Here is a 9,796-nt window from a genome sequence, read left to right as displayed (position 1 = left end):
ACCCGCCGCTCCTGCGGCCCGGGCGGGATGAGACCGCCGCCAAATGATGGAATGCTGGTTCCATGTCCAGCGCGCCAGGGGAAGCACCCCGCAACACATCCGACGAGGCCGTCCTGTACGAGGAGCGCCTCTGGCCCTCACCCTGGATCTGGCTGATCGCCGCGGGATTCTCCTCGGCCGTGATCGTGATGTTCGCTCCCATCTCGATGGGATTCGGCTACGGTGCGGCGCTCGTCGTCGCCGTCATCGTGTTCACCCTGCTGATCCTGTCGACACCGCGTATCGCCGTCACCGGGACGACGCTGACCGTCGGGCGCGCGAGCATCGAGCGGAAGTACCTGGGCTCGGTGGAGTGGTTCGGCGGCGACGACGCGACCCACCAGCGGGGCCCGGGCCTGAACGGGCTCGCGTACCTCTGCATCAGGGGGTGGATCTCCCCCGTGGTGCGCATCGAGGTCACGGACCCCGAGGACCGCACACCCTACTGGCTGACCTCGTCCCGCACCCCGGAACGCCTCGTGGCCGCGCTCGCGGCCTGATCCGGCGCCCGCGCCCGGTCGGGACGGGGAACGACGCCGTCGGTCGACGGTGCCACATCTGCTGCGGTTGTGTCAGCCCTCGCAGTCCATGCAGTACAGCTGCCCGCCCCTGTCGAGTGCGATCTGCGACCGGTGACGGACGAGGAAGCACGAGGCGCAGGTGAACTCGTCGGCCTGCGCGGCGAGGATCTGCACGGAGATCTCCTCGCTGGAGAGGTCAGCTCCCGGCAGATCGTAGGAATCCGCCGCTTCGAGTTCGTCATCGTCGACCGGTGCGATCATCTGCGCGGTCTGCCCCGCCGGCCGATGCCCCGCGAGAACGTCCGTGCGGGTGTTCGAGTCGTCGTCGACCGCCGTGCGCGGCGCGTCGTAGTCTGTCGTCATACCTGTCTTCCGCTCCATACTCTCTGGCCAACGCCGGGGTCTGCCCCTCCGGCTCCAACAACGCCGAAAGGCCGGGATTTGTGCCCGCTCCCGGTGTGCCGGCCGCCACGCCTCACCGCGTAGTAGGAAAGGCCGACATTCAATGGCAAAGTTTCACGTAGCAATTATTGTCGGCTGGAGGAATTGATGCAGGAGTTACGCCTGGTGGGTGTCCATGAGGATGGCGAACATCTGCTGTTGAGCGGCGGGGACGGCACGTCCTACCGCCTTCCCATCGACGATGCGCTGCGGGCCGCGAGCGACCGGATCCCGGACGCACCCCTGGCAGCATCACCGGAGCCTCCGGAGCCGGTCCGTCCGAAGCCCGCGAAACCCCCGAAGCCGCCGAAGCCGCCGGTGCATCTGACCCCCCGGGACATCCAGTCGCGTATCCGCTCGGGCGCCACGGCCGAACAGGTCGCCGCCGAATCCGGACTCGATCTCGCGCACGTCGAGCGGTACGAGGGACCGGTGCGTGCCGAGCGCGACTACGTGGCCTATCTGGCCCAGCGGGTGGAGGTCGCCACGCCGCTGCCCAGCCACGACGGCTACCGATCGGCCTTCGGGGACGACCCCGCACTGCTCGGGGACATGGTCGCCTTCCGTGTCCAGAGTTACGGGATCGACCCCGTGTCGCTCGAATGGGACTCCTGGCGCCGTCCGGACGGCTCCTGGCACGTCGAGGCGTCCTTCGACCTGCCGGACGATTCGACGGTGGACCTCGGCGAACAGCCTCCCGCCCAGTGGACGTACAACCCCACACGCAAGACCGTCGCCAACGCCAACCGCTGGGCGCAGGTGCTCAGCGAACTGGAGCCGCTCGACGGCCCGCTCCCCTCACGCCGGCTCAGCGCCGTGGCGGACCGTGTGTTCGACTTCGAGGCGGAGAAGGAGGACGAGGCTCCGACGCCGGACCAGGACGGTCTGCTCGATGTGCTCCGCTCCCGTCGCGGCCAGCGCCTCGGCGCCGACGAGGAAGGCGACGACGCCCTCGCCGAGCTGCTGACACGCGGGAGCATCCCCGCCGCGCATCCCCGTGACGAGGACGCGGACCAGGAGACGCCGGAGGGCGAGGAGGTCCCCATGCCGGGGCTGGCCCTCGCTCCTCGGTCCGGGGTCGCCGCCGACACGGAGACGGACACCGGTCAGGACGACGGCAGCGACACCGACGACGGCACGGACGAGGGAACCGCCGACGACGGTCAGGGCGGCGACGTCCTCGGGAGCGCGGCCGCCGATCCCACCCACCACGAGGACGGCACGCCCCGGCTGTACGAGGGCGTCAGCACGGACACGCGCGAGATCAGCATCTTCGCGCGACCGACCCGCAGGCTCCAACCGCCGGCAGCGGCGCAGCAGGGGACGGGGTCGCCGGCGGCACGCGCCGGCGGCCGCGGCGCGGCGGCGGCAGCGAAGGGCCCGGACAAGGATCCCGCCGAGCAGACGGTCAAGAATGCGGGCAAGGACCCCATCAAGGATCAGGGCAAGGACGCAGCGGAGGCCACCCCTGAGCGGCGCGTCAAACCGAAACGCTCCAGCGTCCCCAGCTGGGACGACATCGTGTTCGGACGCAAGGGCGACTGACCCGCGCTGCGTGCCTCCGCGCTGTCGGTGGCGGCGCCGCTCTGCGGTGCGCCCGGCTCAGGAGCCGCTGGTACCCGGTTCCGCGTCCTGCAGGGTCGCGGTACCTCCGCTGCGCGGCGGAACCGCCCTCTCCTCGAAGGGCAGCGGCATCTCGTTGGAGAAGAGGGACGGCGACGTGCGGGACGTCTGCCGTCGCATGTGGTGCCGACGGCAGAGCGTCTCGTAGCCCACCACCGGCACGCGGACGGACGTGACCGGGTCCGCGGCTGCCCCGGCAGCCGGTGCCGCAGGCGAGTCCTCGTCGCCGGGCTGGTCGACGTCTCCCACCACCATCTGGTCGCCCTCGACCACCATGACGCCGTCGACCGTGCGCGCGTTGTGCGTGGCCCGCTTGCCGCACCAGCACAGGGCCTCGACCTGCAGGACCTGGACGCGGTCCGCGAGCTCGATGAGGCGCTGCGACCCGGGAAACAGCCGTGTCCGGAAATCGGAGGTGATGCCGAAGCTGAACACGTCGATGTCCATCTCGTCCACGATGCGGGCCAGCTGGTCGATCTGGTCGACGGTGTAGAACTGCGCCTCGTCGCAGATGACGTAGTCGATGCGTGCGCCCATGGTCTGCCGCAGCGTCAGTTCGACCCAGAAGTCGGTCTCGGGGAAGACCTCGACCGCCGGTACCTGCAGGCCGAGCCTGCTCGAGATCATGGATTCGCCGGCGCGGTCGTGGGAGCTGAAGAGCAGCCCGCGACGCCCGCGTGCCTTGTGGTTGTGGTCCATCTGGAGCGCGAGCGTCGACTTGCCGCAGTCCATGGTGCCGGAGAAGAACAACAGCTCAGCCACGGCCGGCACCCTTGCCGCTCCCCCGTCGGGAACCGCCGGCGGGGGGTTTGCCCAGGACCAGCAGCGGGATCTCCCGCTCGGCCCGCGTCAGCGAGCCGTGCTGCCCGACGACGTCGAACGCGGCCGGCTGGACGCGCCGCCCGTCGAGGAGGGCGATGCCTTCCCGTGCGAGGACCAGGAGGTCCCCGATACGTGGCAGCACCGTGTCCGAGACCGGTCCGAAGTAGCCTGCGGCCACGGCCTCGTCCCGCGGGAGGATCCACGCCCGGGTACCGAACGCCTCGTGCCAGCGCAGGGCGAGCGAGTCGCGGTCGCGGACGGCGAGATCCTGCTCGAGGTACAGGTGGAGCATGCGCGGCTCGCCCCCTGTGTGGGCCACTCCGTCGACGAGATCGGCGCGCTCGGAGTAGTCGATGCGCTGCGACGGCGGGATGTCCACCATGCCGTGGTCGGCGGTGAGGAGCAGGAGAGTGTCGGGCGGGACCCTCCGGGCCAGGAGCCTGAGCGCGGCGTCCAGGTCCTCCAGGGTCCGCAGCCACTCCGCGGAGTCGACGCCGTACCGGTGTCCGGCCTTGTCGAGGTCGTTGAGGTAGAAGTACATGAGCATGCGCGGGGCGCTCGCCAGCTGCTCGGCCGCCGCGTCGATGCGGGCGTGGATGGTCTGCGCGCCGACGAAGGCGCCGCCCCGCAGGGCCGCCCGCGTCATGGGCGAGTCGGCGAAGCGGGGCTGGCTCACAGTCACGACCGGAAGGTGCTGGGACACGCGCTCGAAGACCGTCGGGTGCGGTTGCCAGGCGAGCGGGTCGACGCCGGCGTCCCAGCGGCCCAGCATGTTGACCACGCGTCCCTGCGCAGGATCGAGGACGTCGTAGCCGACCATGCCGTGCAGGCCGGGTGCGAGGCCCGTACCGAGGCCGGCGAGGGACGCGGCCGTGGTGGACGGGAAAGCCGAGGACAGCGCTCGGGCCGCATCGAGGCTCTCCCGGAGGTACGGAGCGTGGGCCGCGTACTTCCTGAGCAGCGACAGGCCGAGGCCGTCCACCATGACCACGGCGATCCGGCGGGAGGCCGGCAGGGCGAGGGCGTTGCCGAAGCCTTCGACGCCCAGGGCCGCGGCCGAACTGGTCAGGACCTCGGCGACGGTGGCGGTCCCGTAGGCAGGCGCGGGCGGGAGGCGCTCCAGGTGCTGGAAGGGCATCAACCGCTACCGCTGGTGATGGGGGCGGTTGAAGCGCCCGCCGAAGCCGGGTTGGCGGCGCGGGGCCACGTCGGATCCGACGTAACCGCCGGACGCGGGGCTCGCCGTGTTCACCTTCCTCAGGGCACGGGCGAAGGCCTTGGCGTTCTGCACCGCCTGGGCGCCGTCGGCCTCGGCACTGACACGCAGCACGATGTCCTCCTGCGCCACCGTGCCCGTGAAACCGTGGTCGGCGTCGCACTGCGGGTCGCCGCAGCTCGCGGGGCCGATGTCGAGGCGCTGACCGCCCGACCAGGCGATCGCGAGCGTCATCTCGCGGACCTGGTCGCTGGGCTTGTAGTCCTGCGGCTGCGCGTAGAGGTAGCTGAGGACCACCGAGCGGATCTGGCTCACCGGGACGGATTCGGTGGAGATCTGCGCCATCACCTGCTCGCCCGCGTCGTCGAGCTGCTGGTCGTCCACGTGCGTGATGACCAGCATGTCCTCGGTGAGGACGAGCACCGTGATGTGCCGGTGCACCTCGGTGCGCTCGAAGTGCGTCTCGAGGTGGGCCACGTGGGACAGCGGCTCGCGGCCGTCGAGGGCGTCGTGGACGACGTCGGCCACGAGACGCGGGTAGAAGCCGGCCCGCTCGAGCGATGCATCGAGGTCACGCCGCTGGGCGGAAAGCGATGGGGTCATACCCCCAGTTTCCCCCACCGGGCCGGGTTGTGCCTAACCAGCGGGCGTCAGTCCCGCATGGCGCGGCGGGCGCTGTCCGTGCGCCGCTGGGGGTTCCCGACGTCGATCGCGGCGCTCAGGACCGCAAGGCCCGACGTCGCGACGAGGACCGGGTTGAAGTCGAGGCGGGCGATCTCGGGGTGGTTGTCCTTCAGGAGCGCCACGCGGGCCACGAGGTCCTCGAGCGCCGGAACGTCCGCGGCAGGCAGCCCCTGGTAGCCGAAGAGCTTGCGGGAGGCGCGCGGTGCCCGCACGAGATCGGCGAGGTCCCCGGTGCTCAGGGGCGGGACGGCGTGCGCCCAGTCGTCGAGCAGGTTGACGGCGTCACCCGCGAGGCCGAAGGAGACCACGGGCCCCATGAGGGGATCCTCGATGGCGCGGATGCTGCAGGCCTGGCCGGAGGGGGCCATGGACTGCACTTCCATGCCGAAGCTGCCGAAGGGCGCCAGGACGTGCGCCATCTGCGTGATGTTGCGTCGCAGCGATTCGGCGTCGTCGATGTTGAGCCGCACGCCGCCGAGGTCCAGGCGGTGGCGGAGGTGCTCGTCCATGGTCTTGAGGGCGACCGGCCAGCCGAGGCGCTCGGCCGCCTCGACCGCTTCGTCGGCCGAGGCGAACCGCACCGACGGCAGGAGCCGGATCCCGTACGCCTCCATGAGTGCCCCGCACTCCTCGGGGGCGAGCCGGGTCAGCTCGACATCCGTGACGCGCGCCCGGACGCCAGCGAGGACGCGGACGGCCTCGTCGACGTCCACGCCGTCGGGGTCGAGGAACTCGCCGTGGTCCCGCGTGCGCCACAGTGCGTAGCGCACTACGGCACCCAGGGCGGCCAGGGCGGCGCCGGGACTCGGGAAGCAGGGTATGCCACGCTGCAGGGGCAGGACCGTGTCCGCGGCCTGCGGTTCCGGGGCCGCACCGGCGAGGGGGGCCCGGACCGTTCCGGAGCCGCCCGCCGCCACCTCCGCCGGGGACCACGGTGACAGCCGATCGGACGACAGCGCCGCCGTCCTCCGAGGGTCCGTCACCCGGGGATCCGACGGCGGCGCGGAGGCGACGAGGCCGTCGAGTTGGAGGCGTGTGTCCAGGGTGCCGGTGAACGAGGCGATGACGGGCTTGCCGGCCTCCTCGGCGCATTGCTGGAGACAGGCCGCGATGGTCTCGGCCGGGAGTCCCCGGGCGGGCAGCGTCGTGACCACGGCGGCGTGGACCGCATCATCCCGCAGTGCATCCGCGACCACCGACCTGAGGGCGGGAAGCGCCACGGACTGCCCGGTGTCGAGCTCGAGCCCGGCCTCCAGCCGCGCGACGGTCATGCCCTGCGAGGCCACGCCGTCGGCGACCACCTTGCCGAGGGCCGAGGAGTTGCTGAAGACGGCGACGCCCGGTCCCTGCGGCAGCGGCTGGCTCGCGACGATCTGCGCGATGTCCATCAGCTGCTCCGTCGTCTCGACCCTCATGACGCCGGACTGCCGGAGCATCGAGTCGAGCGCTCCCGGCGGTGCCTGGGTGGTGCGGACCGCGTGTCCCGGCGGCAGCTGCAGGCCCGTGACATCGGACTTCGCCACGATGACGGGCTTGGTCAGGGCGAGGCGGCGGGCGATGCGCGAGAACTTCCTCGGGTTGCCGATCGACTCGAAGTAGAGACCCACGGCGCGCGTGCTCGGATCGTCCTCCCAGAACTGCATGGCATCGTTGCCGGACACGTCGGCCCGGTTGCCGGCGGAGATCACCGAGGACACCCCGAGCCCGCGCCGCCGCGCGCTGGCGTAGAGGAGGACGCCGAGGCCGGCGGACTGGCTGAACAGGGAGAGCGCTCCCCGTTCGGGCAGGCCGGGCGCCATCGAGGCGTTCAGCCGGACCGCGGGGTCGGTGTTGACGAGGCCCAGGGATGCCGGGCCCACCACGCGCATGCCGTGCGCCCTGGCCTTGTGCACGAGGGCGCGCTGGCGCGCCAGCCCGTCGCCGCCGTCATCGGCATAGCCTGCGGTGGCCACGAGGAGTCCCCTGACGCCTGCACGGGCACACTCGTCCACGACGGCGTCCACCTGCTCGTGCGGCACGGCGATGACGGCGAGGTCCACCTGCTCGGGTACCTCCGTGAGGGAGGCGTGGGACATGATGCCGTGCAGTTCGAAGGCCTCGGGGTTGACGGCGTACACCGTGCCCGTGAAGCCACCGTCGATCAGGTGCTCGAGGAGGGCATGGCCCACCGTCCCCCACTCGCGGCTCGCGCCGATCACGGCCACGGACGACGGCGTCAGGAGCTCCGCCATGCTCCTGGCCTCGGCGCGGTGCTCCCTCGACTCCATGACGGCCTGCGACCGGCGGGTGGGATCGATGTCGAAGCCCAGCATCACGACCCCGTCGTCGAAGTGCCGATCGACCTCGTAGCCGGCCTCGGCGAACACGGTGATCATCTTGCGGTTCTCGGGAAGGACCTCGGCCGAGAACCGGCGGATGCCGTTCTCGCGGGCGGCCGCGGCGAGGTGCTCGAGCAGGATGGAGCCGACCCCGCGTCCCTGGTGGTGGTCCGAGACGTTGAAGGCGACCTCGGCCTCGAGCGGATCGTCGAGGCGGTCGTAGCGGCCGATGCCGATGATGTCCGTGCCGCGCGTGATGACGAAGGCCACGCGGTCCCGGTGGTCCACCTCCGTGAAGCGCTTGAGCTCCTTCGCGCTGAGCGTGGCCTTGTACGTGAAGAAGCGGAGGTAGATCGAATTCTGCGACTGGCGCACGTGGAAGGCCTGCACCGCGTCCGCGTCGAGGGGCGAGATGGGCCGCAGGTGCGCCGTCCCGCCGTCGCGCAGGACGACATCAGCCTCCCAATATTCCGGGTATTGTCCGTCCGCCACCATAGACTCAGGGTAGTCGGCATCCCCTCGACCGTGGGTCGGTCCGCTGCCGGAACCGCCCGCGGACCGCGGATGCCCGCCGACCACCCGATCTGCCCACCCGAGTTGTTGAGGAACCGCACCGCACATGGCCAGGCGCCAGAACTCCGCACCGCCGGAGGATTTCACCGAGAAGATCATCGACATCGATGTCGAGACCGAGATGGAGGAGTCCTTCCTGGAGTACGCGTACTCCGTGATCTACTCGCGCGCCCTGCCGGATGCGCGCGACGGCCTCAAGCCCGTCCAGCGGCGCATCCTGTACATGATGACCGACATGGGCCTGCGCCCCGACCGCGGGCACGTGAAGTCCGCACGCGTGGTCGGTGAGGTCATGGGCAAGCTGCACCCGCACGGTGACAGCGCCATCTACGACGCCATGGTGCGCATGGCGCAGGACTTCTCGCTGAGGCTGCCCCTCATCGACGGCCACGGCAACTTCGGCTCGCTCGACGACGGTCCGGCGGCCGCCCGGTACACGGAGGCGCGCCTCGCGGCGGCCGCCCTGACGCTGACCGACCACCTCGACGAGGACGTCGTCGACTTCGTCCCCAACTACGACAACCAGCTCACGCAGCCGGAGGTCCTCCCCGCGGCGTTCCCCAACCTGCTCGTCAACGGTGCCAGCGGGATCGCCGTCGGCATGGCCACGAACATGCCGCCGCACAACCTCGGCGAGGTGGTCGCTGCGGCACGCCATCTCATCGCGAATCCGGATGCCTCGCTCGAGGACGTGATGCGCTTCGTCCCCGGGCCCGACCTCCCGAGCGGTGGCAGGATCGTGGGGCTCGACGGCGTACGCGACGCCTACAGGACGGGCCGCGGGTCCTTCAAGACCCGCGCGAAGGTCACCGTGGAGCAGCTCTCGGCGCGGCGCACGGGCCTCGTGGTCACCGAGCTCCCCTACACCGTGGGCCCCGAGAAGGTGATCGAGCGGATCAAGGACGCGGTCACGTCGAAGAAGCTGCAGGGCATCTCGGACATCGTGGACCTCACCGATCGCACGCACGGCCTGCGCCTCGTGATCGAGCTCAAGAACGGCTTCAACCCGAACGCCGTCCTCGCGCAGCTGTACCGCTTCACGCCGATGGAGGACTCGTTCGGCATCAACAACGTGGCCCTCGTCGACGGTCAGCCCCGCACCCTCGGGCTCGTGGAGCTGCTCCGGGTGTACATCGCCCACCGCATCCTGGTGGTGCGCCGTCGCACCTCCTACCGGCTGCAGCGCAAGCGCGACCGCCTGCACCTCGTGGAGGGGCTGCTCATCGCGATCGTCGACATCGACGAGGTCATCCAGATCATCCGGTCCTCGGACGAGGCGTCCGCGGCGCGCGAGCGCCTGATGTCCATCTACGACCTGTCCGAGACGCAGGCGAACTACATCCTCGAGCTCCGGCTGCGGCAGCTGACCCGGTACTCGCGGATCGAGCTGGAGAAGGAACAGGACCAGCTCCGCCGCGAGATCGCCGAACTCGAGGCGATCCTCGGCTCCGAGGAGCGCCTGAGGACCCTCGTCTCCGACGAACTCGCCGGACTCTCCGACCAGTTCGCCACGCCGCGGCGCACGGTGCTCCTCGAGTCGGAGGCCTCGGCGCCGCTCA

At 70.8% G+C, this 9,796-nt stretch carries 8 protein-coding genes; 3 read left to right on the top strand and 5 right to left on the bottom strand.

Annotated elements, in window-relative coordinates; translation table 11 throughout:
• The first annotated feature begins 62 nt into the window (after positions 1 to 62).
• A complete protein-coding gene (locus CVO76_RS04890) occupies positions 63 to 539 on the top strand; it encodes a DUF3093 domain-containing protein (RefSeq protein ID WP_133081707.1) in 477 nt (158 codons plus the stop codon).
• Positions 540 to 611: 72 nt separating this feature from the next.
• On the opposite strand, the gene CVO76_RS04885 is transcribed toward CVO76_RS04890, so the two are convergent.
• Positions 612 to 923 carry a DUF4193 domain-containing protein gene (locus CVO76_RS04885; RefSeq protein WP_208740966.1) on the bottom strand — a complete coding sequence of 104 codons (312 nt, stop codon included), beginning with the start codon at positions 921 to 923 and terminating at the stop codon, positions 612 to 614.
• A gap of 186 nt (positions 924 to 1,109) precedes the next feature.
• Between CVO76_RS04885 and sepH the strand changes: the two genes are divergently transcribed.
• A complete protein-coding gene (sepH, locus tag CVO76_RS04880; RefSeq protein WP_208740964.1) occupies positions 1,110 to 2,546 on the top strand; it encodes a septation protein SepH in 1,437 nt (478 codons plus the stop codon).
• Between the two features lie 57 nt (positions 2,547 to 2,603).
• On the opposite strand, the gene CVO76_RS04875 is transcribed toward sepH, so the two are convergent.
• Genes CVO76_RS04875 through CVO76_RS17250 form a run of 4 tightly spaced genes read right to left on the bottom strand, consistent with a single transcriptional unit; the run spans position 2,604 to position 8,159 of the window.
• A complete protein-coding gene (locus CVO76_RS04875) occupies positions 2,604 to 3,386 on the bottom strand; it encodes a thymidine kinase (RefSeq protein ID WP_208740962.1) in 783 nt (260 codons plus the stop codon).
• Positions 3,379 to 4,584 carry an alkaline phosphatase family protein gene (locus CVO76_RS04870; protein WP_208740960.1) on the bottom strand — a complete coding sequence of 402 codons (1,206 nt, stop codon included), beginning with the start codon at positions 4,582 to 4,584 and terminating at the stop codon, positions 3,379 to 3,381. The genes CVO76_RS04875 and CVO76_RS04870 overlap by 8 nt, the downstream gene beginning before the upstream one ends.
• A gap of 6 nt (positions 4,585 to 4,590) precedes the next feature.
• Positions 4,591 to 5,265: a DUF5998 family protein gene (locus CVO76_RS04865; RefSeq protein WP_133081702.1), complete on the bottom strand. Its 675-nt coding sequence runs from the start codon at positions 5,263 to 5,265 to the stop codon at positions 4,591 to 4,593.
• 47 nt (positions 5,266 to 5,312) lie between these two features.
• A complete protein-coding gene (locus CVO76_RS17250) occupies positions 5,313 to 8,159 on the bottom strand; it encodes a bifunctional GNAT family N-acetyltransferase/acetate--CoA ligase family protein (protein WP_244186209.1) in 2,847 nt (948 codons plus the stop codon).
• Positions 8,160 to 8,283: 124 nt separating this feature from the next.
• On the opposite strand from CVO76_RS17250, the gene CVO76_RS04855 reads away from it, so the two are divergent.
• Positions 8,284 to 9,796, top strand: a 1,513-nt coding sequence (locus CVO76_RS04855; RefSeq protein WP_208740959.1) for a DNA gyrase/topoisomerase IV subunit A, incomplete at its 3' end; no start/stop codon positions are given.

Origin of the sequence: Arthrobacter agilis, from assembly GCF_002953615.1 — a bacterium.
Lineage (GTDB): Bacteria > Actinomycetota > Actinomycetes > Actinomycetales > Micrococcaceae > Arthrobacter_D > Arthrobacter_D agilis_B.
This window is presented reverse-complemented; position numbering and strand designations above follow the sequence as displayed.

Bases quoted from the DNA above. Each gene is read 5' to 3' on its own strand.
- CVO76_RS17250 (WP_244186209.1), bottom strand. From the start codon at position 8,159: ATGGTGGCGGACGGACAATACCCGGAATATTGGGAGGCTGATGTCGTC.
- sepH (WP_208740964.1), top strand. From the start codon at position 1,110: ATGCAGGAGTTACGCCTGGTGGGTGTCCATGAGGATGGCGAACATCTG.
- CVO76_RS04885 (WP_208740966.1), bottom strand. From the start codon at position 923: ATGACGACAGACTACGACGCGCCGCGCACGGCGGTCGACGACGACTCG.
- CVO76_RS04865 (WP_133081702.1), bottom strand. From the start codon at position 5,265: ATGACCCCATCGCTTTCCGCCCAGCGGCGTGACCTCGATGCATCGCTC.
- CVO76_RS04890 (WP_133081707.1), top strand. From the start codon at position 63: ATGTCCAGCGCGCCAGGGGAAGCACCCCGCAACACATCCGACGAGGCC.
- CVO76_RS04870 (WP_208740960.1), bottom strand. From the start codon at position 4,584: ATGCCCTTCCAGCACCTGGAGCGCCTCCCGCCCGCGCCTGCCTACGGG.